General features: G+C 72.0%; 22 protein-coding genes, 1 pseudogene and 2 riboswitches. Of the genes and pseudogenes, 14 read left to right on the top strand and 9 right to left on the bottom strand.

Features of this window, described 5'->3' with window-relative positions:
- Positions 1 to 4 precede the first annotated feature (4 nt).
- From ftsR to BS75_RS43195, 5 genes and pseudogenes are all read left to right on the top strand, one after another.
- Entirely contained in the window at positions 5 to 793 is a 789-nt protein-coding gene (ftsR, locus tag BS75_RS04965) for a transcriptional regulator FtsR (protein WP_034087320.1), read from the top strand.
- A gap of 70 nt (positions 794 to 863) precedes the next feature.
- Positions 864 to 1,337, top strand: a complete 474-nt coding sequence (locus BS75_RS04960; protein WP_034087319.1) for a bifunctional nuclease family protein — start codon at positions 864 to 866, stop codon at positions 1,335 to 1,337.
- A gap of 224 nt (positions 1,338 to 1,561) precedes the next feature.
- Complete coding sequence (locus BS75_RS04955) at positions 1,562 to 2,272, top strand: MerR family transcriptional regulator (protein ID WP_034087318.1); 711 nt, start codon at positions 1,562 to 1,564, stop codon at positions 2,270 to 2,272.
- Between the two features lie 46 nt (positions 2,273 to 2,318).
- Positions 2,319 to 3,059 (top strand): SanA/YdcF family protein, encoded by a 741-nt coding sequence (locus tag BS75_RS04950; RefSeq protein WP_152646344.1) that lies wholly within the window; start codon positions 2,319 to 2,321, stop codon positions 3,057 to 3,059.
- A 42-nt stretch (positions 3,060 to 3,101) separates the two neighbouring features.
- Positions 3,102 to 4,585 (top strand): annotated as a pseudogene (locus tag BS75_RS43195) (DNA polymerase IV).
- Between the two features lie 31 nt (positions 4,586 to 4,616).
- Here the strand turns inward: BS75_RS43195 and BS75_RS45515 are convergent.
- Positions 4,617 to 5,993 carry a PRC and DUF2382 domain-containing protein gene (locus BS75_RS45515; protein ID WP_063771628.1) on the bottom strand — a complete coding sequence of 459 codons (1,377 nt, stop codon included), beginning with the start codon at positions 5,991 to 5,993 and terminating at the stop codon, positions 4,617 to 4,619.
- 199 nt (positions 5,994 to 6,192) lie between these two features.
- Positions 6,193 to 6,283, top strand: a riboswitch (glycine riboswitch).
- A 1-nt stretch (position 6,284) separates the two neighbouring features.
- Positions 6,285 to 6,396: riboswitch (glycine riboswitch) on the top strand.
- A 56-nt stretch (positions 6,397 to 6,452) separates the two neighbouring features.
- On the opposite strand from BS75_RS45515, the gene gcvP reads away from it, so the two are divergent.
- A complete protein-coding gene (gcvP, locus tag BS75_RS04935) occupies positions 6,453 to 9,359 on the top strand; it encodes an aminomethyl-transferring glycine dehydrogenase (RefSeq protein ID WP_408022518.1) in 2,907 nt (968 codons plus the stop codon).
- Positions 9,360 to 9,433: 74 nt separating this feature from the next.
- Here the strand turns inward: gcvP and BS75_RS04930 are convergent, their stop codons facing one another.
- Together BS75_RS04930 and BS75_RS04925 are read right to left on the bottom strand one after the other, a co-directional pair.
- Positions 9,434 to 9,625, bottom strand: a complete 192-nt coding sequence (locus tag BS75_RS04930; RefSeq protein WP_034087317.1) for a DUF5999 family protein — start codon at positions 9,623 to 9,625, stop codon at positions 9,434 to 9,436.
- 334 nt (positions 9,626 to 9,959) lie between these two features.
- Positions 9,960 to 10,538 carry a hypothetical protein gene (locus BS75_RS04925; protein ID WP_034087316.1) on the bottom strand — a complete coding sequence of 193 codons (579 nt, stop codon included), beginning with the start codon at positions 10,536 to 10,538 and terminating at the stop codon, positions 9,960 to 9,962.
- 390 nt (positions 10,539 to 10,928) lie between these two features.
- Here BS75_RS04925 and BS75_RS04920 point away from each other — a divergent pair, with 390 nt between their 5' ends.
- Together BS75_RS04920 and BS75_RS04915 are read left to right on the top strand one after the other, a co-directional pair.
- A complete protein-coding gene (locus BS75_RS04920; RefSeq protein ID WP_034087315.1) occupies positions 10,929 to 12,455 on the top strand; it encodes a glutamate--cysteine ligase family protein in 1,527 nt (508 codons plus the stop codon).
- Positions 12,456 to 12,623: 168 nt separating this feature from the next.
- On the top strand, positions 12,624 to 13,409 hold the full coding sequence (locus BS75_RS04915; RefSeq protein WP_042440804.1) for a CPBP family intramembrane glutamic endopeptidase: 786 nt from the start codon (positions 12,624 to 12,626) through the stop codon (positions 13,407 to 13,409).
- Here BS75_RS04915 and BS75_RS04910 read toward each other — a convergent pair.
- Positions 13,390 to 14,259: a PhzF family phenazine biosynthesis protein gene (locus tag BS75_RS04910; protein WP_034087314.1), complete on the bottom strand. Its 870-nt coding sequence runs from the start codon at positions 14,257 to 14,259 to the stop codon at positions 13,390 to 13,392. The genes BS75_RS04915 and BS75_RS04910 overlap by 20 nt on opposite strands.
- Before the next feature lie 202 nt (positions 14,260 to 14,461).
- Between BS75_RS04910 and BS75_RS04905 the strand changes: the two genes are divergently transcribed.
- Both BS75_RS04905 and BS75_RS04900 read left to right on the top strand, forming a co-directional pair.
- Positions 14,462 to 15,154, top strand: coding sequence for a DUF6232 family protein (locus BS75_RS04905; RefSeq protein WP_052069186.1), 693 nt, complete (start codon positions 14,462 to 14,464; stop codon positions 15,152 to 15,154).
- Positions 15,151 to 15,531, top strand: a complete 381-nt coding sequence (locus BS75_RS04900) for a hypothetical protein (protein ID WP_034087313.1) — start codon at positions 15,151 to 15,153, stop codon at positions 15,529 to 15,531. The genes BS75_RS04905 and BS75_RS04900 overlap by 4 nt, the downstream gene beginning before the upstream one ends.
- Positions 15,532 to 15,598: 67 nt before the next feature.
- On the opposite strand, the gene BS75_RS04895 is transcribed toward BS75_RS04900, so the two are convergent.
- From BS75_RS04895 to BS75_RS04880, 4 genes are all read right to left on the bottom strand, one after another.
- Entirely contained in the window at positions 15,599 to 16,990 is a 1,392-nt protein-coding gene (locus BS75_RS04895; protein WP_034087312.1) for a type III PLP-dependent enzyme domain-containing protein, read from the bottom strand.
- Positions 16,991 to 17,226: 236 nt separating this feature from the next.
- Positions 17,227 to 17,616, bottom strand: a complete 390-nt coding sequence (locus tag BS75_RS04890) for a TIGR03618 family F420-dependent PPOX class oxidoreductase (protein ID WP_034087311.1) — start codon at positions 17,614 to 17,616, stop codon at positions 17,227 to 17,229.
- A gap of 645 nt (positions 17,617 to 18,261) precedes the next feature.
- Positions 18,262 to 18,525, bottom strand: coding sequence for an EF-hand domain-containing protein (locus BS75_RS04885; RefSeq protein WP_034087310.1), 264 nt, complete (start codon positions 18,523 to 18,525; stop codon positions 18,262 to 18,264).
- Between the two features lie 276 nt (positions 18,526 to 18,801).
- Positions 18,802 to 19,245, bottom strand: a complete 444-nt coding sequence (locus BS75_RS04880; protein WP_034087309.1) for a glycoside hydrolase family 25 domain-containing protein — start codon at positions 19,243 to 19,245, stop codon at positions 18,802 to 18,804.
- Positions 19,246 to 19,505: 260 nt separating this feature from the next.
- Between BS75_RS04880 and BS75_RS04875 the strand changes: the two genes are divergently transcribed.
- The 4 genes from BS75_RS04875 to BS75_RS04860 all read left to right on the top strand — a co-directional run bounded on the left by BS75_RS04875 (position 19,506) and on the right by BS75_RS04860 (position 22,463).
- The gene (locus BS75_RS04875; protein WP_197091886.1) at positions 19,506 to 19,922 is read left to right on the top strand and encodes a hypothetical protein; all 417 of its coding nucleotides are present in this window, start codon (positions 19,506 to 19,508) and stop codon (positions 19,920 to 19,922) included.
- A 96-nt stretch (positions 19,923 to 20,018) separates the two neighbouring features.
- A complete protein-coding gene (locus tag BS75_RS04870; RefSeq protein ID WP_231607680.1) occupies positions 20,019 to 21,458 on the top strand; it encodes a DDE-type integrase/transposase/recombinase in 1,440 nt (479 codons plus the stop codon).
- The gene (locus BS75_RS04865; protein ID WP_034087040.1) at positions 21,448 to 21,654 is read left to right on the top strand and encodes a hypothetical protein; all 207 of its coding nucleotides are present in this window, start codon (positions 21,448 to 21,450) and stop codon (positions 21,652 to 21,654) included. Before BS75_RS04870 ends, BS75_RS04865 begins: the two co-directional genes overlap by 11 nt.
- A complete protein-coding gene (locus tag BS75_RS04860) occupies positions 21,651 to 22,463 on the top strand; it encodes an ExeA family protein (RefSeq protein WP_034087041.1) in 813 nt (270 codons plus the stop codon). Before BS75_RS04865 ends, BS75_RS04860 begins: the two co-directional genes overlap by 4 nt.
- Before the next feature lie 114 nt (positions 22,464 to 22,577).
- On the opposite strand, the gene BS75_RS04855 is transcribed toward BS75_RS04860, so the two are convergent.
- Positions 22,578 to 22,862, bottom strand: a complete 285-nt coding sequence (locus BS75_RS04855; RefSeq protein WP_034087308.1) for a glycoside hydrolase family 25 domain-containing protein — start codon at positions 22,860 to 22,862, stop codon at positions 22,578 to 22,580.
- Between the last annotated feature and the right edge of the window lie 697 nt (positions 22,863 to 23,559).

Genomic DNA, 23,559 nt, shown 5'->3' with positions numbered 1-23,559 from the left:
CCAGGTGCGAACGCAGTCAGGCAGGCAGTTGCTGAGCATCGGGGCGGTGCTCGACGTACTGCGTGCGGAGTTCCCCGAGGTCACCATCTCCAAGATCCGCTTCCTGGAGGCGGAGCGGCTGGTCGAGCCGCAGCGCACGCCCTCGGGGTACCGCAAGTTCACCGGTGAGGACGTGGAGCGGCTCGCCCAGGTGCTCCGCCTCCAGCGCGACCACTACCTGCCGCTGCGGGTGATCCGGGAGCACCTGGACGCCCTGGCGGCCGGCGAGGCGCCCCCGGCGCTGCCCGGGCCCGCGAGCGAGCCGTACGCCCTGGAGGCGGCTGCGTCGCCGGCCGGGGACCCGGCCGGTCCCTCGAACGGTTACTCCGCCGAGGCCGAGGCGGTCACCGACGAGCTGGCCGCGGCCTCCGGCGCGGTGCCCGGGCCGCGGCTGGGCCGGGCGGAACTGCTGGCGGCGGCCGGGATCGGCGAGCAGCAGCTGGCCGACTGGGAGTCCTACGGGCTGCTGGCCGCAGCCCCGGACGGCGGTTTCGACCCGGAGATGCTCCAGGTGGCCCGGCTGGTGTCGGAGCTGGGCCGGTTCGGTCTGGAGCCCCGGCACCTGCGGGCGGTGAAGGCCGCGGCCGACCGCGAGGTGGGGCTGGTGGAGCAGGTGGTGGCGCCGCTGCGGCGGCACCGCAACCCCCAGACCAGAGCCCATGCGGCGGCGATGGCGCGGGAGCTGGCGACGCTCTCGGTGCGGCTGCACGCGGCGCTGGTGCAGGCCGGACTGCGGGCCCGGGTCGGCGGCTGAGGGGCGTCCGAACCGTGTTGGCGGACCTGAGAACTGGAGTATCGGGCCGCCGCACCCTAGGGTTGCAGGTGTGAACGAGCTAGACGTTGTGGGTGTCCGGGTGGAGATGCCCTCCAACCAGCCAATCGTCCTCCTGCGTGAGGTGGGCGGTGACCGCTACCTCCCGATCTGGATCGGTCCGGGGGAGGCTACGGCGATCGCCTTCGCCCAGCAGGGGATGACCCCTGTCCGGCCGCTCACGCACGACCTCTTCCGGAACGTCCTGGAGGCGGTCGGGCAGCAGCTCACGGAGGTGCGGATCACCGACCTCCGTGAGGGCATCTTCTATGCCGAACTGGTGTTCGCCAGCGGGGTCGAGGTCAGCGCCCGCCCCTCGGACGCCATAGCGCTGGCGCTCCGGACCGGCACGCCGATCTACGGCAGCGACGGGGTCCTGGACGAGGCGGGGATCGCCATCCCCGACGAGCAGGAGGACGAGGTCGAACGGTTCCGGGAGTTCCTGGACCAGATCTCGCCGGAGGACTTCGGCAGCAGCAGCCAGTAGCGGCGGCCTGCCGGACCCGGCTGTTCGAACACCGCCATCCGGTCCCAGGTACCCCCGTCCCGGTCACGCTAAACCACTCCTGGGGCTGATATCACTCGGCGTGCCCAGCGTGGCGATCGTTGACGCGCGTGTGGCAACTGCCTACCGTCGGACGTGGACGTCCTGGGTGCGGCCTGCCGCACCCCGCCGTGGCGACCCAGGTGTACGAGTGGACGGAGGGTCGCGTGAGCAGCACCGGCGACAGAACAGCCGCGGGTGGCTCCTGTCCGATCCATTCCCCGGCGCGGCTGCCACGCGGCGGCTGGGAGTCGGTGGCGGTCATGTCGCAGCCGGTGGCGATCGCCAGGACAGTGCCCCAGCAGTCGGCCCCGCCCTTCCCCCAGCCGAGGACCGGCCACGTCCCGGCGCAGCCCTCGGCCCCGAACACGCCCGAACCCATGTCCCCCCTGCTGGGCTACCGGGGTCCGGCCGCCTGTGCGGCCGCCGGGATCACCTACCGGCAGCTCGACTACTGGGCCCGGACCGGGCTGGTCGAGCCCAGCGTCCGGGCGCCCCAGGGCTCGGGCAGCCTCCGGCTCTACTCCTTCCGTGACGTCCTGGTGCTGAAGGTGGTCAAGCGGCTGCTCGACGCCGGGGTGTCGCTGCAGAGCATCCGGACCGCGGTCGGCGAGCTCGCCTCCTGCGAGTCGGTCGACCTGCCCGGAACCACGCTGATGAGCGACGGCGCCACGGTCTACCAGTGCACCTCGCCGCACCAGGTGGTGGAGCTGCTGGAGGGCGGCCGGGGGGTCTTCGGCATCGCCCTCGGCGCGGCCTGCCGCGAGCTGGAGACCGCGCTGGGCGCCCTCCACGCCGAACGCACCGACACCGGGGAGACCCTGGCCGGGTACGACCCGGGCGACGAGCTCGCGAGACGCCGCAACCGCGCCGGGTGATCCACGCGTCCGCCCATCGTCGGGAACGATGCGCGGGAGGGCTTGGATGCGAGTACGGCTGCGGGCGCTGGCGGAGCGGCTGCGAATACCGGCGGAGCGGCTGCGGCTGCGGGCGAGGGCGCTGCCGGGGCGGGTGCGGAGCGGGCTGCGGACCCGGCGCGGGCAGCGGCGGGCGTTCCAACTCGTGGCGGCCCTGGCGGTGCTGACGATGCTGCCGCCCACCTGGCTGTACCTGTCGACGGCCGGACAGCTGCGCACCGTGGCCGACGCGCCGTCCGAGCCGGTGGTGGTGGTCTTCGGGGCCGGCCTCGACGACGGCGTGCCCAGCGCGTACCTGGCCGCGCGGCTCGACACCGCGCTGCAGCTCTACCACCTGGGGAAGGCCAAGGCGTTCCTGGTCACCGGCGACAACGACCGGATCAGCTACGACGAGCCCGACGCCATGCGGACCTACCTGCTGCAGCACGGCGTACCGGCGGACCGGATCGTCCGCGACTACGCCGGCTTCCACACCTGGGACTCCTGCGACCGGGCCGCCAAGATCTTCGGGGTGCGCAGCGCGCTGCTGGTCAGCCAGGGCTTCCATGTCCGCCGGGCGGTCGCGCTCTGCCGCTCGGTCGGCATCCAGGCCTACGGCGTCGGCGTGGACGAGCCGCACGACGCCACCTGGTACTACGGCGGTGTCCGCGAACTGCCGGCGGCCGGGGAGGCGTTGATCGACGTGCTGTTCCACCCGGACCCGACCTTCCTCGGCCCGCAGGTGACCGCCCTGGCGCGCTGGCAGTAGCGCTTCAGCTGGATTGTCGTACCCGTGCGCGATGATCGGGGCATGCGGTCCGTGCCGTCGATCCTGCACCTCGACATGGACGCCTTCTTCGCCGCGGTGGAGCAGGCGTCCAAGCCGAGCCTGCGCGGAAAACCGGTGGTGGTGGGCGGTCTCGGCGGCCGGGGGGTGGTCGCCACCGCCTCCTACGAGGCGCGGCGCTTCGGGGTGCACTCGGCGATGCCGATGTCGCAGGCGCGGCGGCTCTGCCCGAACGCGGCCTTCCTGATCCCCAGGTTCGAGCTCTACCGGCAGGTCAGCGACTTCGTGATGGGGCTGCTGCGGGAGCTCTCGCCGCTGGTCGAGCCGCTCAGCCTGGACGAGGCCTTCGTCGATCTGGAGGCCGGCCCCTACGGCGCGATGATCCGCGAGAGCTGCCCGGCCGAGGGCGCCGCCCTGGTCCGTGCGCTGGCCGAGGACCTGCGGGCCGACATCCTGGCCGGGGTCGGGCTGACCGCCTCGGTCGGGCTCTCCGGGACCAAGTTCCTCGCGAAGATCGCCTCCGAGCAGGCCAAGCCCGACGGCCTGGTGCTGATCGAGCCCGGCAGCGAGCGCGCGGTGCTGGACGGGCTGCCGGTGCGGGCCCTGCCCGGGGTCGGCCCGGCGACGGCGGACACCCTGCGCCGGGTCGGGCTGACCCGGATCTCGCAGGTGGCCGAGACGCCCGAGGACGAACTGGTACGACTGCTCGGCCGGGCGCACGGCGCGGGCGTCCACGCGCTGGCGCTCGGCCATGACGAGCGCCCGGTGGTGGCGGAGCGCGACGCCAAGTCGGTCTCGGTCGAGGACACCTTCGAGGTCGACCTGATGGACGTCGACCGGATCCGCTTCGAACTCGACCTGCTCACCGAGCGCTGCGTCCGCCGACTGCGGGCGGCCGGCCGCTCGGGGCGGACCGTGGTGATCAAGGTCCGTCGTTTCGACTTCACCACCCTCACCCGCTCGGCCACCCTGCCCTCGCCCACGGACGACCCGCTGGTGATCGCCGGGCTGGTCCGCCGGCTGCTGGCGCAGGTCGAACTGCTGGGCGGGGTACGGCTGCTCGGTGTCGGCGTGACCGGGCTCGCCGACTTCACCCAGGAGGACCTCTTCGCCCAGGCCCAGGCCGAGGCCGAGGCCGCTGAGGCCGCCGAGGCCGCCGAGGCGGGACGGCGGTGGGGAGGAAGGGCCGGGCCGCGGGCGAGGACCCGGCCCAGGACGGCACCGGGGGACCGAGGCCGCCTACGGCGGGCCGGGGGAGCCGAGGGCCTTCCCCCCGGGGCCGCACCGGCCCGGCGCTGGCATCCCGGACAGGACGTGGAGCACGAGGAGTACGGCCACGGCTGGGTGCAGGGCAGCGGGTGGGCCGGGTGACGGTGCGCTTCGAGGTGCCCGGACCGGTGCGCGGCCGGGTCCACACCTTCGCGGTGGAGGACCCGGCGCTCAGCGGCGCCGATCCGCTGCCGCTGACCGGAAGGGCTCCGGACGCGACGCCGCCGCCGCTGCCCTGACCGGGGAGCGGCGGCGTGCGGTCCGGGCGCCTCAGGCGCCGATCGCGTGGCCGGTGTCTCCGGAGCGCGGGAACGGCTCGGGCCGGCCGGCCGGGGCGCTGCCGGGAGCGGCGCCCGGAGCACTGCCCGGGGCCTGCTGCGGGGCGCCGCCGACACCGGGGCCTCCCACGCCGGGGCCGCCCATGCCGGGCCCGCCATTGCCGGGCACCGCGGTCGGCCCGGCCAGCCGGGTGCTGTCCTGCACCTGGATGTGCTCGCGGTGCAGCTCGTCCCGGACGATCTGCTCCTCGGTGAAGCGCTCGGTCACCAGGCGGATCCGCTCGACCGGCACCACCGCCTTGCGGACGACGACGCGCTCCTCGTGCAGGGTGACCTCCTCGGTGCTCTCGGAGATCTCCTGGTCCGTCAGCTGCTCCCGCTCGTCGGCGCCGACCGGCACCCGCTCGACCCGGATCCGCTCACGGATCACCGGGACCCGGCGTTCGACCTGCTCGGTGGTGACGTACTTCCGCAGCCGGGCGTGGCCCAGCACGCTCCACTCGGTCGTGATGTCCAGCCGCTCCTCGCGGCAGACGAACTCGATCGGCTCCGGGACCGAGGTCCCGGCCGCGGTGGTGCCGGTGGCCTGGCCGGGCAGCGGGTCGGTCAGCGGGTCCGGGACCGGCCGGGTGATCGTCACCGGCGGCGTCGGCGGGGTCTGCACCCGGGGCTGCGCCTGCGCGGTCGGCAGCGGCTGGGCCTGGAGCGGCTGGGCCTGCGGCGGCTGCAGCTGCTGCGCGGGCTGGGGGCTGGTCATGAAGGCGGCCGTCCTGCTGCTCGGAGTGGCGGGGGGAGCGTCGACCACCGGCATCGGCTGGGTGGACTCCGCGGTCGGCGCGGGCGCGGGCTTCGACCCGGCGGAGGCGGCCGCGGTGGCAGCGGCGGCAGCGGTCACGGCGGCGGCCGGTACGGCGGCCCCGGCGCCGGCCGCGGGCGCTGCGGCGGCGGTGCCGGTGCCCGTGTTGGCGCCGGTTCCCGTGCCGGTTCCCGTGCCGGAGCCGTTGCCGGAGCCGGAGCCGGAGCCGGAGCCGGAGCCGTTGCCGCGGGCGTCCCCGGCCGGCAGCTCCAGACCGTAGTAGCGGTAGAGCTGGAGTTCCTGGGCGGGCGACAGGTGCTGGCCCGCGCCGAAGTCGGGGGAGTCCTTGACCTGTGACTTCTCGTAGGGCACCCGCAGCTCGTCGCTGACGAACTCACTGGTGGTCAGCGGCACGAAGGCGTCGCGGCCGAAGAGGCCGGTCCGGACGGCGGCCCACTCCGGCTCGCCGGTGGCGTCGTCGAGGTACACCTCGTCGATGGTTCCGATCTTGTCGCCGTTGCGGTCCACTGCCTTGTGGCCGATCAGGTCCCTGGGGTCGATCTCGGTCTGCACGGGTCGTCCACTCCTCACGGCGGGAAGACATCCCCGCTCGCACAGGCACGCAGGGAAAATACGGTCAAGTCATACAAAAGTCCACAAAGATCACTTTGTCGAGTGCTGACCGGCCGACCGGGTGTGTCGCTGGGCCGAACGGGGCACCGGGGAGGCGCGTGCTTCAGCCTTCCGCGCTGGTAGCCTGGCCAGTGACCGTAGAGCGCGCGCGGGAGAGTCCGCGCCAGGCGCGGCGCCGAAGGAGCAAATCCTCCCCGGAATCTCTCAGGCCCCCGTACCGCGTGCGCAAGGTCGCTCTGGAAAGCAGGGCCGTCCCGGACCATCGGGACGCGTCCTCACCGACGGTGAAAGCCGGTGCCCGCGGGCGCCGGTGAAGCTCTCAGGTTCAGATGACAGAGGGGGAGGTCGTCCCGGCACACCACACGTGCCACCCGGGTCCGACCAGGAGGCAAGCCCGCCATGACGTCACCCCTGACCTCACCCCTGACTTCACCCCTCGCCGGACTCGAGCAGTCCAGTCCCTTCGAGAACCGGCACATCGGCCCCGACGCCGACGCCCAGGCCAAGATGCTGGCGAGCGTGGGCTACTCCACGCTCGACGAGCTCACCGCCGCCGCCGTGCCGGCCGCGATCCGCAGCCTGGAGGCGCTGGACCTGCCCTCCGCCCGCTCCGAGGCCGAGGTGCTGGCCGAGCTGCGCACCCTCGCCGACCGCAACCAGGTGCTGCGCCCGATGATCGGCCTGGGCTACTACGGCACCTTCACCCCGCCGGTGATCCTCCGCAACGTGCTGGAGAACCCCTCCTGGTACACCGCGTACACCCCCTACCAGCCGGAGATCTCCCAGGGCCGGCTGGAGGCGCTGATCAACTTCCAGACGGTGGTCTCCGACCTCACCGGGCTGCCCACCTCCGGCGCCTCGCTGCTGGACGAGGGCACCGCCGCCGCCGAGGCGGTCTCGCTGGCCCGCCGGATGGGCAAGGTCAAGGGCGGCGTCTTCGTCATCGACGCCGACACCCTGCCGCAGACCGCGGCCGTGATCCACACCCGCGCCGTGCCGCAGGGCATCGAGACCGTGGTCGCCGACCTCTCCGAGGGCATCCCGGCCGAGCTGGTCGAGCGCGGCGTCTTCGGCGTGCTGCTGCAGTACCCCGGCGCCTCCGGCGTCGTCCGCGACCTCAAGCCGCTGATCGACCAGGCGCACGGCCTGGGCGCGGTCGTCGCCGTCGCCGCCGACCTGCTCGCGCTCACCCTGCTCACCTCGCCCGGCGAGCTGGGCGCGGACATCGCGGTCGGCACCACCCAGCGCTTCGGCGTCCCGATGGGCTTCGGCGGACCGCACGCCGGCTACATGGCGGTCCGCACCGAGTACGCCCGCAGCCTGCCCGGCCGACTGGTCGGCGTCTCCGTCGACGCCGACGGCAACCGCGCCTACCGGCTCGCCCTGCAGACCCGCGAGCAGCACATCCGCCGCGAGAAGGCCACCAGCAACATCTGCACCGCGCAGGTGCTGCTCGCGGTGATGGCGTCGATGTACGCCGTCTACCACGGCCCGGACGGCCTGACCGCGATCGCCGCCCGCACCCACCGCTACGCCGCGACGCTGGCCGAGGGCCTGCGGGCGGGCGGCACCGAGATCGTCCACGACTCCTTCTTCGACACCGTGACCGCCCGGGTCCCGGGCCGGGCCGCCGAGGTCGTCGAGGCCGCCCGCCAGGGCGGGGTCAACCTGCGGCTGGTCGACGCCGACCTGGTCTCCGCCGCCTGCGACGAGACCACCACCCGCGCCGACCTGGCCGCCGTCTGGGCCGCCTTCGGCGTCCCGGCCGTCGCCGACGTCGACCGCCTGGCCGAGGCGGCCGGGCTCCGGCTGCCGGAGGCGCTGCTCCGCAGCGACGAGTTCCTCACCCACCCGGTGTTCCACACCCACCGCTCCGAGACCGGGATGCTGCGCTACCTGCGCAGCCTCTCCGACAAGGACTACGCGCTGGACCGGGGCATGATCCCGCTGGGCTCCTGCACCATGAAGCTGAACGCGACCACGGAGATGGAGTCCATCACCTGGCCCGAGTTCGCCCAGGTCCACCCCTTCGCCCCGGTGGAGCAGGCCGAGGGCTACCTCACGCTGATCCACGAGCTGGAGCAGCGGCTGGCCGAGGTCACCGGCTACGACAAGGTCAGCCTCCAGCCCAACGCCGGCTCCCAGGGCGAGCTGGCCGGCCTGCTCGCGGTCCGCGCCTACCACCAGGCCAACGGCGACACCGAGCGGACCGTCTGCCTGATCCCCTCCTCCGCGCACGGCACCAACGCCGCCAGCGCGGTCATGGCCGGGATGCGGGTGGTGGTCGTGAAGACCCTCGCCGACGGCGACGTGGACGTCGAGGACCTGCACGCCAAGATCGAGCAGTACCGCGACCAGCTGTCGGTGCTGATGGTCACCTACCCCTCCACCCACGGCGTGTTCGAGGAGAACATCGGCGACATCTGCGCCGCCGTGCACGAGGCCGGCGGCCAGGTCTACGTCGACGGCGCCAACCTGAACGCCATGGTCGGGCTGGCCAAGCCGGGCCACTTCGGCGGCGACGTCTCGCACCTCAACCTGCACAAGACCTTCTGCATCCCGCACGGCGGCGGCGGCCCCGGCGTCGGCCCGGTCGCGGTGCGCGCGCACCTCGCGCCCTACCTGCCGAACCACCCGCTGCAGCCGACGGCCGGCCCGGAGACCGGGGTCGGTCCGATCTCTGCCGCGCCCTGGGGCTCGGCGGCGATCCTGCCGATCTCCTGGTCCTACGTCCGGCTGATGGGCGGCGAGGGCCTGAAGCACGCCACCCAGGTCGCGGTGCTCAGCGCCAACTACATCGCCAAGCGGCTCGCGCCGTACTTCCCGGTGCTCTACACCGGGCCGGCCGGGCTGGTCGCGCACGAGTGCATCATCGACGTCCGGCCGCTGGCCAAGACGGCCGGCGTGAGCGTCGACGACGTCGCCAAGCGCCTGATCGACTACGGCTTCCACGCGCCGACGATGTCGTTCCCGGTCGCCGGGACGCTGATGATCGAGCCGACCGAGAGCGAGGACCTCGGCGAGATCGACCGCTTCTGCGAGGCGATGATCGCGATCCGCGGCGAGATCGACCGGGTCGGCGCGGGCGAGTGGCCGGCCGACGACAACCCGCTGCACCACGCCCCGCACACGGCCGCGCTGCTCGCGGGCGAGTGGGAGCACCCGTACTCCCGCCAGGAGGCGGTCTTCCCGGCCGGGGTCAACCCGGCGGCGAAGTACTGGCCGCCGGTGCGCCGGATCGACGGCGCCTTCGGCGACCGCAACCTGGTCTGCTCCTGCCCGCCGCTGGAGTCCTACGGGGAGTGATCGCGGCAGCGCGACGCGGGGCCGCCACCGGTGCACCGGTGGCGGCCCCGCGTCGTCGCTTGCGGGCGTCGGGGTCAGGCGACTTCGGCGAGGGCCCGGTGCGGGGCGATCACGCGGCCGTCGGGAAGGATCTCGCCGGTGTCCTCGAACTGCAGGACCCCGTTGCAGAGCAGGCTCCAGCCCTGCTCGGGGTGGCTGGCGACGACGACGGCGGCCTCACGGTCCGGGGAGTCGGCCGACGGGCAGACGGGACGGTGCTGGCACATAGCTCGTACCCTCGTTTCTCTGATCCTCGACGCGTTCCGTTCGAGGAGGTGTGAACCGCCGGTCGATCGGGTAGAGGCTCTTGCCCCCCGCGCTGGTTCCCAGTGTCGACGTCCTGGGACCTTCCCGCAGCCATTTGGTGACATGCGTCACGCACCTGGCTGAGGGATCACCCGTTTGGTACCCGGAAACCCCTGGTAACGCACCGAAGTGACCATGCGGGGCATGGTCACTTCGGGTGGCTTCCCAGGGCTCGTCCTTGCCGGTGCCGCCTTGCTGCCTTCCTTGCCGTCCGCGCTCTGCCGCCTGTGCTGCCGCCTGGTTCCCCGGGCCGGGTCAGATCGCGAGCGGCAGCAGTGCCGATCGGCCGAGCGCCAGCAGCGTCAGCAGCTCCTCGGCGTCGTGCGGGACGTGCGCGGTCACCCCCAGCGGCGCCGGCGCCAGCGGGATCAGCAGGTCGCGGCTGCGGGCCTGGTCGAGCACCGGGTGCAGCCAGAGCGCGGTCATGTAGCGGCCGGGCACCGACAGCAGCCGGGGCAGGTAGGGCGTCGAGGTCGCGGCGGTGTGCTGCCGCGCCTGCTGCAGCGCCCGCAGGGTCGCCAGCGGGTAGGGCCCCTCGGCGAAGTACGCGAAGGCGTGCCCGTCCGGGGTCTCCCGGGTCTCGGCGGCGGCGACGACCTCCTCGCCGTCCCGGATCAGGAAGCGCCAGCCGGTGCACCTGGCCTCGGAGAGCGGCGCGGCGCCGTCGGCGTGCGCGGCCGGGTCGAGCAGGTGGACCGGCAGCGGGTGCGCCGGGGCCAGCGGCCCGCGGCGGGTGGCCGAGCTGCGCAGGGCGCGCAGGGCGGCCGGGGAGTCGAGCGCGTCGAGGACCGCGCGCAGGGCGGCGGCAGGGGGCTGGGGGAGCGACAAAGACATGTGTTCGCCTCTCGTGGCAGAGACAGGCGGTGCAGGGACGTACGCAGGCGCCGCGGACGTCGGGGGCGGACGCCATCGGCCCGGGTGTTCCGGAAGTTCACGTGCGGAGGGACGGGGCCGTTGCGGACGGCCGAGCCGTGCCCTGCGGCGTGGGGGCCGGAGGTGGACGGCGCTTCTCGTACCTGCTGACCGAGTCTATCCGAACAAATGCGATGCGTGACTCTTCTACTACTGTCGGTATCCCTCCGCAAGGGATGTTCCGGGCAGTTCGTAGGCGCAGCGACGAGTTGGCACATGCCGGAACCCCGGGTATGGATCTCCGGCCCTGGGCATGATGCACAGGCGGGACCGATCGAGACGGGCAGGGCCGATCGAGGAGGTAGGGCGTCGATGGGGGAGAAGGTCGTCGCGAGCCAGGCCGATCTGGCGGACCGGCAGCTGTACCGGCGGAAGCTGCGACAGTGCCTGGAGGCGCTGGAGCAGATGTTGACGGAGCGGAGGTTCGACCGGCCCAGGGCCCGACTGGGGTTGGAGATCGAGCTCAACCTGGCGGACGAGTCCGGTCGGCCGGTCATGATCAACGAGCAGGTGCTGGACTCCATCGCGAGCGATGACTTCCAGAGCGAGCTGGGACGATTCAACATCGAGGTCAACATCGCCCCGCACCGGCTGGGCGGCCGGGTCTTCGAGGAACTGCGCGAGGAGATCGACACCGGCCTCCGCTACGCCGACCGCAAGGCCGCCGAGGTCGGCGCCCGGATCGTCCCGGTGGGCATCCTGCCGACCCTGGCCGGCGACCACGCGGTGCTGGACAACATCTCCAGCGGCGACCGCTACCAACTGCTCAACGAGCGCATCCTGGCTGCGCGCGGCGAGGACATCATGCTCGACATCGAGGGCGTCGAGCGCCTCCAGGTGGACACCGTCTCGATCGTCGCCGAGGCAGCCTGCACCTCGCTGCAACTGCACCTCCAGGTCACGCCCGACCGCTTCGCGAGCGTGTGGAACGCCGCGCAGGCGCTGGCCGGCCCGCAGGTGGCGGTGGGTGCCAACTCCCCGTTCCTGTTCGGTCGGGAGCTGTGGCGCGAGACACGGCCGGTTTTATTCGAACAGGCTTGCGATACGCGCTCGGCGGAGCTGAAGGCGCAGGGCGTCCGGCCCATCACCTGGTTCGGCGAGCGCTGGATCGACTCGGTCCTGGAGCTGTTCGCCGAGAACGGCCGCTACTTCCCCTCGCTGCTGCCGATCTGCGACGACGAGGACCCGCTGAAGGTGCTGGCGAGCGGCGGGATCCCGCTGCTGCGGGAGATGCGGCTGCACAACGGGACCATCTACCGCTGGAACCGCCCGGTCTACGACGTCGCCGAAGGGGTGCCGCACCTGCGGGTCGAGAACCGGGCGCTGCCGGCCGGGCCGACCGTGGTCGACACCCTGGCCAACGCCGCCTTCTACTACGGCCTGGTCCGGGCCCTCGCCGACCAGGCCCGTCCGGTGTGGTCCCGGCTGCCGTTCGAGCTCGCGGCCGAGAACTTCCGCCTCGCCGCCCGGTACGGGCTGGACGCGGAGCAGTGGTGGCCGCGCGCCGGACGCTTCGGCTCGCGCGGGCCCGGCGTCCGCGGCGGCGGCGGGGTGACCCGGGTCCCGGTCCGCGAGCTGGTGCTGGAGGAACTGCTGCCGCTCGCCCGGCACGGGCTGGACGCCTGGGGGGTGGACCCCTTCGACCGGGACCGCTACCTGGGGATCATCGAGCAGCGCTGCGTCCGCAACATGAACGGAGCGGCGTGGCAGAGCGCCGAGTTCCACCACGGCCGCGACCGGCTCGGTCTCGACCGGACACCGGCGCTGGCCGCGATGACCCGGCGCTACATGGAGCTGGTCCGCACCGGGGAGCCGGTGCACAGCTGGCCGGTCGGCTGAGCGGGCAGGTCGGGCGGTCGGCCGGCCGGGCGGGCAGGCGGGCAGGTCGGTCGGGCGGGCGGGCCGGTCGGTCGGGCGGGCGGGCAGGCGGGCAGGTCGGGCGGGCGTCGGACACAGGGCGCTGTGCGATGATCGGGCGACCCTAGCGCCCGTGTGGGAGACGCCGCAGTGACCACCATCGAAACCGCCCCGGCCCCGCCGGTCCTCACCCGACGGCTGCTCGGCCGCGAGACGCTGATCGTGCTCGGACTGTCCCTCGGGGCCAGCGCGCTGTACGCCTACATCAGCTTCATCGGCTCGCTGACCGCGCCGAAGGCGCTGAACACGCAGACCGCCAACCTCAACGGCTCGCTCGCGCCCGGCCGCCCCTGGCTCGACCTCAGTCTGCAGCTGTTCAACATCGGCACCGCACTGGTCCCGGTGCTCCTGGTCGGCTACCTGCTGGTGCGCGAGGGCTCCTCGATAAGGGCGCTGGGCTTCGACCTGACCCGGCCCGGCTGGGACCTCTCCCGGGCGCTGCTGGTCGCCGCCGCGATCGGCGGCTCCGGCCTCGCGCTCTACCTGGGCGCGCAGGCCTCCGGCGTCAACCTCACGGTCGTGCCCAGCTCGCTGCCGGACGTCTGGTGGCGGATCCCGGTGCTGATCCTCTCCGCCACCCAGAACGCGGTGGTGGAGGAGGTGATCGTGGTCGGCTACCTGCTGCGCCGGTTGGAGCAGCTGGGCTGGTCCTGGCCGGCCTCGGTGGCCGCCAGCGCGCTGCTGCGCGGTTCGTACCACCTCTACCAGGGCGTCGGCGGGTTCTTCGGCAACGTGGTGATGGGCCTGGTCTTCTGCCTGCTGTACCGGCGGTGGCGCCGGGTCGCCCCGCTCGCCACCGCGCACGCACTGATCGACACGGTCGCCTTCGTCGGCTACGTGCTGCTCGCCGGACACGTCAGCTGGCTGCCGACGTGAGCTCCCCGTCCAGGACGGTGACGGCGCGTCCGGTGAGCAGCACCCGGTCGCCGTCGAGCCGGGCGAGCACGCTGCCGCCGCGCGCGGAGAGCTGGCGTCCGGTCAGCTCGGTCCGGCCCAGCCGCGCCGCCCAGAGCGGGGCCAGCGCGGTGTGCGCGCTGCCGGTCACCGGGTCCTCGCCGACGTCCACGCCCGCGCCGAACCAGCGCGAGACGAAGTCGTAGTCGGCGGCGGCACCGTCCGGCGCGGCGGTCACGATCACCCCGCGCAGCCCCGTCAGCGCGCGCAGCCGGGTCTGGTCGGGCCGCAGCGTCCGGACGGTCCGCTCGTCCGCGAGCTCCACCAGCAGGTCGCCCAGCGCGCCGGTGTCGTGGGCCGCGCCGATCGGCGCGCCGAGGATCTCCGCCAGCCCCTCGGGCACCGGGACCTCCTGCGGCGGGTTGGCCGGGAAGTCCAGGGTGATCGACCCGTCCGCCGCCACCTCGGCCCGGAGCGTTCCGCTCCGGCTCTCGAAGCGGACCGAACTGCCGTGCAGCGCACCGGTGGTGTGCAGGAGGTGGACGGTCGCCAGGGTGGCGTGACCGCAGAGGTCCACCTCCAGGGCGGGCGTGAGCCAGCGCAGCGCCCAGGCGTCCGGGTCCTCGTTCGGCGGCTCTTCGCCCAGCGGCTCTTCGTTCAGCAGCTCTTCGTTCAGCGGCTTGGCGAAGGCGGTCTCGGACAGGTTCATCTCGGTGGCGACCTGCTGCAGCCAGCGGTCGCTCGGCCAGGGGCCGGCCGGTAGCAGCAGCACGGCTGCCGGGTTGCCGGCGAAGGCGGTGTCGGTGAAGGCGTCGATGATTCGGATCCGCATCCGCGCAGCCTACGACGCGGCGTCAGCCGCCGGCTGCTCAAGTCCGGTCGGCGGTTATGAACTTGCGCGGTTCTGCATCCTGCTGGTTAATAGTCGTCGCGCGCGCGGTCCGCGCACGGAAGGCGTCACTTTGGTTGCGCAAACCGTGCGTCGCGCGCGCCGTACCGGTCAGCGAGCGACAACAACTCGGGGGAAGACAGTTATGCAGCCGACCCATCAGTCCCGTTCGCCCCAGAGCGATCCGCCCGAACACGCCCCGCCGCGCCGGACCGCCGCAGCCGCACCCGTGGCGGCGTCGGCGTCCACGTCCGTTCCGCCGATGCCCGGCTACGCCCCGGGCAACGCCCCCGACAGCGGGATGCGGATCGCGGTGAGCAAGCGCATTCTCTGGGTCGGGACCGCGGCGTACCCGCTGGCCACGATCGTCCGGGTCGGTACCACCGTGATCGTGCCGAGGCACGGTGCGGCGGTCCGGCGATTCCTCAAGCTCGCGGCCATCGTCGTCCTCGCGGCCGTGGTCATCTACGTGCTCGGTTCCATCACCAGCAGTGGCGGTGGCGACGGGGAGCAGCAGTCGTCCGGCGCGGGGTGGGTCTTCGTCGTGGCGCCGATCGTCCTGATCGTCTACTTCCTGGTCGACACGCTGCCGGTGCTGACCCAGAAGCCGCTCTTCGCCGTGGCGATCGACACGGCGGGACCGCCGACCGCGCTGGTGGCCTGGAAGCGGCCGGAGGCGGCGAACGAGCTTGCGAGCGCGGTCACGGACGCGATCGAGAACCCGCAGATCGAGTTCAGCAAGGTCGTCCACAACATGGTGGTGGACCTGCGGCAGTACCGGTTCGGCGACAACGTCAACATCTACGGCGGGCAAGGGAACACGGGGGTCTCGAAGTGAGCGGGAACGGTGAGGGCCCCGGTCCGGGCGTCCACTACGGCGACCAGGTCACCATTCACGGCGGCAGCAACAACATCGGCATCCAGCACAACAGCGGCCGGGCCGGCGACGAGGGCCTGCCGCCCGCGGTCTCCGCGCTGTTCGCCCAGCTCGCCGCTCTGGTCACCCAGTTGTCCGCCGAGGCCGGGGTCGACGCGGAGGACCGGCAGAGCCTGGCCGGCACCCTTCCGGTGCTGAACCAGCCCGCGACGGTGGAGCGGCACCGCTGGCGCGACACCCTGCGGGTGCTGACCGGCCTGTCCCGGGAGATCGGCGATGCCGCGCTCCCGGTGCTGACCGTGGCGACCCAGCTCATGTCGCTCATCCGCGGCAGCTGACCGGCCGCCGCCGGAGGGCCGGTCCGGCCCGCCTGCGGCGGAGACGGGTGCGTCAGGCAGGTAGGTGTCAGGCAGGTGGGTGTCGGGCAGGCAGGACCTCGCCTTCCGTCAGGTGCGGCTCCGCCGGCCGGCCACCTGCCTCCGCGACCAGTTGGTCGAGTGTCTGCTGCGGCCGCAGTAGCGTGAGGCGGACGCGGCCGTCCGCGGCGGGCTCGAACCCGTAGACCGCGGGCCGCGGCAGGCTGTTGTACGCCCAGGGCGCGGTGAAGTAGTAGCCGCCGGTGTCGTGCAGCAGCAGGAGGTCGCCGGACTCCAGCAGCGGCAGCTCCCGTCCCGAGGCCAGCAGGTCCCCGGCGAAGCAGAGCGGACCGGCCACGTCCTGGACCCGGGTGGGGGTCCGCTTCGCCACCCCGTCCGGGTCGTAGGCGCCCAGGCGCAGCGGCCAGGCGTCGGGCATGAACACCGTCCGGGTCGCCACCTGGGCCCCGGCGTGGGTGAGCGCGACCCGCCGGGCGCCGACCTCCTTGGCGTACTCCACCCGGGCCAGGGTGAAGCCCTGCTTCGCCACCAGTGACCGGCCGAACTCGGTCACCAGCCCGTACCGGCCGTCGAACAGCCCGGGCACGTGCGCCCGCAGCACTTGGGCGTACTCGGCGAAGCTCGGCGCGACCCGGTCGTCGGCGAAGTTCACCGGCAGCCCGCCGCCGAGATCCAGGCTGGTCACCCGGCGCCCGGGGGCCGAGGCGTTGATCTCCTCGGCGAGCTCGTACACCTCCCGCACGCCGCGCGCGATCAACTCCAGCGGGCAGCCCTGCGAGCCCACGTGCAGGTGCAGCCGGTTGAGCCACGGATAGCGCTCGAACGCGGCGACGATCCGCTCCCGGCCACCCTCGTCCCGCAGCGGTACGCCGAACTTCGAGTGCTCGGTCGCGGTGCTCATCGCACCGATCGAGCCGCTGCCGACCTGCGGGTTGACCCGCAGACCGAGCGGCGGGCGGGCGCCCGGCACGGCCCCGGGGCCGGGCTCGCGCAGGATCTCGTCGATCCGGGCGAGTTCCTCGAAGTTGTCCGCGTTCACCGCCACGCCCAGGCGCAACGCCGTCCGCAGTTCGGTGCGGGTCTTGGCAGGGGAGTCGAGCACGATCCGCTCCGGCGCGAAGCCGGCGGCCAGCGCCTGCGCCAACTCGCCCGGACTGGCCGCCTCGCAGCCCATCCCCGCCTCGGCGAACAGCCGCAGCACCGGTACCAGGCTGCACGCCTTCGCCGCGAAGGTGTGCAGCACCGTCGACCGCGACCCGGCGAAGGCGGCGCGCAGCCCGCGCCGGGCCTCGGCGAGGCCGGCCACGTCGATGAAGCCGGCCAGAGGCGCCTCGTCACGGATCAGGCCGCGCCGCGCCGCCTCACGGACGGCCGCCTCCCGGCGAAGGGCCGCTGCTCCGGCCTGTTCCCGCTGATCCATCGCGCTCCTCGGTCTCGCTCCCGGCACGGGTCTCGGCACACCGGTGATGTGCTTCGCTCCCGTAGCTTCCCGCCCAGCAGCCCGGTCGCCCGGGAGCCGCGCGCACCCGGGACGCAGGAAGCCGTCACCACGGGCGCACGAGGCACGCCGTGAGGCAGGAGTGGCACTGCCGGTGCGGAGGACGGTGGGGCAGCCTCCCGCGACGATCGCCCCACCGCCGTCCGCGCCGGGACCGGCTACATGCTGCTGATGCTCTCCGGTTCGATGACCACGATGACCCGCACCTCCTCCGGTCCCCAGTACCAGGGGTATGGAGTGCCCAGGTATCTCTGGGCGAGGGCCTCGATGTGGTCGGCCGCTCCCTCGGTCGTGATGTCGAGCACCCGACCGCGCACCTGGAAGTAGTGCGGGAGGTTGTCCGGGTGGGAGACCGCGACGGCCACCCGTCCGTCACGCTCGATGTTGCGGGTCTTCACGTGCCCCTTCGCGGCGTTGATGATCACGTGCTTGTCGTCGGTGTCGACCCAGGTCTGGGTCACCTGCGGCGAGCCGTCGGGCATCGTGGTGGCGAGGTAGCCGATGCTCCGCTCGCGAAGCAGGACACGCAGTTCTTCAGGCAGTTCCACAGCAGCCTCACAGAGAGTCAAGTACAACACCAGTACGGTCGCGAGGCAGCGTACGGCCACTCCGACGGCGGGGTCCGGCGCATTCCCCACTGCTCTGACAGATAGTCAAGTCCGGTAGTGGAAGGGCAAATTCAGCCGCAATGCATTCCGCCGCGCACCACCACAACTCGGGCAATCGGCTCCGGAGCCTGCCCGGTCGACGGCTCGACGGCCCTGGGGGCGGATGGCGACGGTCCACGGGTCGCTGTCGGCTGACCTGTGACGGCGAACCTTGACTGCGTGCCACGGAAGATTGACGGACGGCGGTTTGTGACGCTGAAGTTTGATAACCCCAGGTCGGAGCGGTATAGGCCGTCCCGAGGATCGCGGCCGAGACCGACTGCGCTTCGCCAGATGGTGCCCGCCCGCTCCCGATGACTCGAAGCGCGGTGTCCTGTGACAGCGAAGTCGGGACGGTTGCCACCGAAGTTGGGACAACGCTGATCTGTGTCATCGAAGTCGGGAAGCGACCAGGTCGGGGCGGGCGGTGACTCCGGCCTGGCCGCGGGGACACGTCCTTCAGCGTGTACATCGTCCAGCAGCCATGGAGGGGGCCCGTCGCCCCAGGGGCGACGGGCCCCCTCCATCTCGGGCAGGTTGGAGGCGTCAGGCGTCAGCGGCCTTTCGGGCGTTCATGGCCTTCGCGAACTCCTCGTAGGTGACTTCCCTGTTGTGGTCCACGTCGCTCTGGTCGAAGAAGTCCGCTACGTCATCGAGGTCCTTGAAACCCCAGAAGGTGATGCTGTTCGAATCACTCGCCTGCCGACCCTTGACCCTCAGCGCCGTGATCAGCTCTCCCCTGGTGAGGACGCCGTTCCTGTTGAGGTCGAGCGAGTCGAACAGCTGGCGCAGGTCCGCGTCGGAAGCCATCACACAGTCCTTTGATCAAGAGGGGTGGGGCAGTGCGCGATGCCCCCGCCGACCTGAAACACCTGTCATTCGAGCGCCCAGTGGCCCTTCGCTGCGACCGCGTCGGCAGGACCGGCTCGCGCACGACGGCGCGGTCCCGTCCCCGCGGCCAGGCCGGAATCACCGCCCGCCCCGACCTGGTCGCTTCCCGACTTCGATGACACAGATCAGCGTTGTCCCAACTTCGGTGGCAACCGTCCCGACTTCGCTGTCGCAGGACACGCGGATGGGGGAGTGTCAGGGGCGCCAGGTGAACGACACCACGTCGGTGTTGCACTGGCTCGTGTCGCCGTTGTAGGCCTTGCGGGTCGCGCTGGTCCAGCCGCCGAACGGTGTGAAGTCGTTGAAGTTCCGGAGCGCGTCGTAGTGCCCGTACAGCAGGGGCAACGTGCTGTGGTCGGTGAAGTCGGCGCCGAAGTTCTGCTCCCAGTAGCTGACCGAGGTGTAGATGCCGACCGTCAGGCCGGCGGCCTTGCACGCCTTCACCAGGTTGGTGAGCACGGTCCTGTTGTCGTTCGTGTTGGGGCCCCAGTAGTTGCCCGGGGCCTCGGTGTGTTGAGCGACGTTCGTTGTGGTGATGGGTGAGCGGGTTCGCGTCAGGGTCGTGGTGATGTGGGAGAGGGCAGCCCGGGGGGGTTGCCCTTCGTCGTGTGCGGCGACAGCGTGCTCATGGTTGAACATGGGCGCGGCCCTCCCGGTGATCTCTTGGCCGAGTAGTCCGGGAGGGCCGCATCGCGCTCGGAGGCGCTGTGGTCACGGTAGAGGTATCGCCGGTTCGGGTCGAGATGCGGTTGTCGGCGGGCCGGATCGCGTGTCCGGGGTGCGGTGCGGGGCTGCGTCCGTGGGGTTGGTCCGGGCGGCGGTCGGTGCGGGATCTGCGGGGGCTGCGGCTGGAGTTGAGGCCGCGTCGGTCGCGCTGCCCGCAGTGCGGGGCTACGCATGTGTTGCTGCCGGTCACGGTGCTGCTTCGGCGTGCTGACGCGGCGGTGGTGATCGGGGCGGCGCTGGTGGCGCGGGCGGCTGGGAGCGGGCATCGGGTGATCGCGGCCGGGCTGGGGCTTCCCGATCAGACGGTGCGGGGCTGGTTGCGCCGGTTCGCCGGCCGGGCCGGGGTGGTGCGTGAGGTGTTCACAGTGCTGTTGGTGCAGGTCGCGCCTTCGGATCCGGTGCTGCCCGATCCGAGGGGCGCGCTGTTCGCGGACGGGGTCGCGGCGGTGCTTGCTGCGGCGGGCGCGGTCACCGCCAGGTGGCCGGAGATGGTCGCCTTGTCGCCGTGGCAGGTGGCGTCGGCGTTGTCGGGCGGGCGGCTGCTGGCACCGGGCTGGCCAAGATCGTCGATCAACGCGAGTCGCCCCTGATGCGGGGCCGGTGGGGCGGGCGAGGGTGGTGGGCCGGGACTGGCGGCCGCCTTCGGTCGCCGGCCCGGCTTGGTGCTCAAGGGGAGGTCGGTGCCGGTGGCATCGCAGTACGAGGAAGAGATGCGCAAGCGCGCGGAGCGGGCCCGCCTGGTGGGTCTGTTCCGTTACGGGGTGGTCCAGGACGCGCTGGACCCGGCGCTGTCGGCCAAGCAGCGCGGAGTGCTGGTGCGCGAGATCGCCGCGTTGACCCATGTCGGCCTGGACGGGGAGCCGGTGCAGGTGGCGCGGGGCACCTTGGACCGGTGGATCCGCTCCTGGCGGGTGGGCGGCTTCGAGGCGCTGGTCCCGAACGCGATGCGGGTCGCGGCCAGGACGCCGGCCGAGGTGCTGGAGTTGGCGGCGGGCTTGAAGCGGGAGAACCCCGGGCGCACGGCGGTGCAGGTCGCGCGGGTGCTGCGGGCGCACTCGGGGTGGGCGCCCTCGGAGCGCACCTTGCAGCGGCACTTCGTGCGCCTGGGCCTGGACCAGCTCGGCCAGGACCGGCCGAAGGAGGTCTTCGGCCGGTTCGAGGCCTCGCGCCCGAACGAGCTGTGGGTCGGTGACGCATTGCACGGACCGCTGGTCGCCGGGCGCAAGACGATCCTGTTCGCGTTCCTGGACGACCACTCCCGGGCGGTGATGGCGGCCCGGTTCGGCTTCGTTGAGGACACCGTGCGCCTGGCGGTCGCGCTTCGTCCCGCGTTGGCGTCCCGGGGTGTCCCCGAAGGGGTCTATCTGGACAACGGGTCGCCGTTCGTGGACTCCTGGCTGATGCGGGCCTGCGCTGTCCTGGGGGTCAAGCTGGTCCACTCGCGACCCGGTCGACCGGAGGGCCGGGGCAAGATCGAACGCTATTTCCGCACGGTTCGGGGCCAGTTCCTGATCGAGACCGCAGACCTGGCCGACCGGCCCGCCGACCAGGCCGCAGCGGCATTGGCGGAGATGAACCGGAAGTTCACGGCCTGGGTGGAGACCGAGTACCACCCGCGCAAGCACTCCGAGACCGGTCAAGGACCACTCGCCCGCTGGCAGGAGGGCTGGGAGAAGGGCCAGGGCCCGCGGCTGCCGCATCCGGACCTGCTGCGGGAGGCGTTCTTGTGGTCCGAGTGGCGCAACGTGTCCAAGACTGCGACCGTGCGCCTGCAGTCCAACTCCTACCAGGTCGAACCCGCTCTGGCGGGACGCAAGGTCGAGCTGGTCTTCGACCCCTTCGACCTGGAGAACATCGAGGTCCGCCACGGGAGCCGCAGCTTCGGCGCCGCGACGCCCTTCGAGATCCGCCGCCACTCCCACCCCAAGGCCCGCCCCGAACTCCCACCCGAACAGCCCGCCGCCGCGACCGGGGTCAACTACCTCGCCCTGCTGGACGCCGCCCACCAGGAACAACTCGCCGGACGCATCAACTACAAGGCCCTCCTCCACGAAGACAGCGACAGCGACAGCGACAGCGACAGCGACAGCGACAGCGACAGCGAAGGGGATCACCGTGCCGGTTGACCTGCAAGCACTGGACCGGGCCTGGGAGCTGTCGACTCGGGCGCTGGACCTGGCCGACCGTGTCTGCCAGCGCGCGAAGCTCCGTGACACCGAGTTGGCCGACCAGGCCGTGTTCACCGCCGCGCGTCTGGCCTTCGCCCTGTTCGACCGGGCCGACGCCCTGCAGCGGGCCGCGAACGCGCAGGTGACGCGGTGATCGAGCGCCTGCAGCAGTACTTCGGCTTCACCAAGATGCCGTTCGGCAAGAGCCTGGCCCCTGGGGCTCTGCACCGTCACGGCGCGCATGCTGAGGCGGTGGCCCGGATCAGCTGGGCGGTCGCGGAGCGCGCGATCGGGGTGGTCACCGGGGAGGTCGGCGCGGGCAAGACCGTCGCTGTCCGCGCCGCCCTGGCAGCTCTGGACCCGGTCCGCCATCAGGTCATCTACCTGGGCAACCCCGCCGTGGGCTCGCGCGGGATCCACCGCGCGATCGTCTCCGCGCTGGGCGGCAGCCCGCACCCGCATACTGCCGCGCTGATCCCGCAGGCCGCCGACGCGCTGGCCACCGAACGCGCCGAGCGCGGCCGCGTCCCCGTCCTGGTGCTCGACGAGGCCCACCTGCTGAGCCACGACCAGTTGGAGTCGGTGCGGATGCTCACCAACCAGGACATGGACTCCGCGTCGCCGTTCGCCTGCCTGCTGATCGGCCAGCCCACCCTGCGCAGGAGAATCAAGATGGGCACCATGGCCGCGCTGGACCAGCGGATCGCGCTGCGGTTCGCGATGCCCCCGATGACCGGCGAGGAGACCGGCAGCTACCTCAAACACCACCTCGCCCTGGCCGGCCGGTCCGACCCGCTGTTCTCCGATGACGCCGTCCAACTGATCCACACCACCGGGCGCGGACTGCCCCGCGCGGTCAACAATCTTGCCGTCCAGGCCCTGCTCGACGTCTTCGTCCAGAACAAGACCATCGTCGACGAGGCGTCAGCACGCGCCGCTGTCGCCGAAGTCACGACAGAGTGAGCATCACCGCGGCGACATGAACACAAGGGCCGGTCCGACTCCGTCGGACCGGCCCTTCCCGTCGCTGCCCAGCACCAAAACCAATGACGCCGTCATCACCACAACGAACGTCGCTCAACACTCGGTGAAGAGCCAGGTGGTCTGCACCGTGAGCTGGTAGTCCTTGATGCACTGGGCCACGTCGGCGGCCGCGGTGGCGGGAGTCTGCCAGGTCGCCGTGATCAGGGCGTCGACGGGCAGGCCCGCGTTCTGCGCGTTCTGCGCGCTCGCCGAGAAGTTCGGGTCGACCCGGTTGACCGACTGGTAGGCGCGGATGATGGCCTCGGTGTAGCCGTTCGACTTCAGGCACCCGTAGTTGGACAAGCTGACAAGACTGTCGGTCTCGACGCCGATGGTCATGGGACTCCTTGCTCCGGATGCCGTGCCGCCGTTCGCGGACGATCAAGGCAGCAGCCTAGCCACGCCGACGCCTCAGCGTGGCGGCTTTGGAACAAGGAGTGATCAACCCATCGGGGCTTCGAGCAGTGCCCGCTCGCCGGGCCCAGCCGGCACGGGCGGCGGCTTTCAATGGCACACGCTCAAGGTCTGCTGGCGCATGACCTGTGCCGGCGAACGCTGACCGTGTGCCAGCGAGGATTCACCGAACGCAGTTCGTTCCAGCGGACGGGCACCCTTCAGTGCCGCGCCCTCGGTCCCGGTCGCGATCCTATTGGGGCGGGCGGCCCCGCCCTGACCTGGGGTGATCAAACTTCGGCGACACGAACCGCCGTCCGTCGATCGTCGGTGGCACGCGATCAAGGTTCGCTGTCACCGGTCATTGTCCTGTGACAACGAAGTTTCACCGTTTGCCATCGAAGTTTGACCACTTGCCTGCTTGCATGTGCCGGGACGCGATAGGTGTCACCTGGCCAGGGTTTCTGTCACTTATCGGTCTGATCCGCCGCCACCTCGTCGAGGAACGGCTGTCCTGTCGCATCGCAGCTGGCGGATTCTCACTCGGTCTCATCGGTGTTGTCGGATTCTCACGGCACCGCGCGCTGAGCGGTGGGTTTTGCCCCGTTCGGGGGGTTTGATCTCGCTTCGCCGGTCTGGTTCT

It is taken from the genome of Streptacidiphilus albus JL83, from assembly GCF_000744705.1.
Classification (GTDB): Bacteria; Actinomycetota; Actinomycetes; order Streptomycetales; family Streptomycetaceae; genus Streptacidiphilus; species Streptacidiphilus albus.
This window is presented reverse-complemented; position numbering and strand designations above follow the sequence as displayed.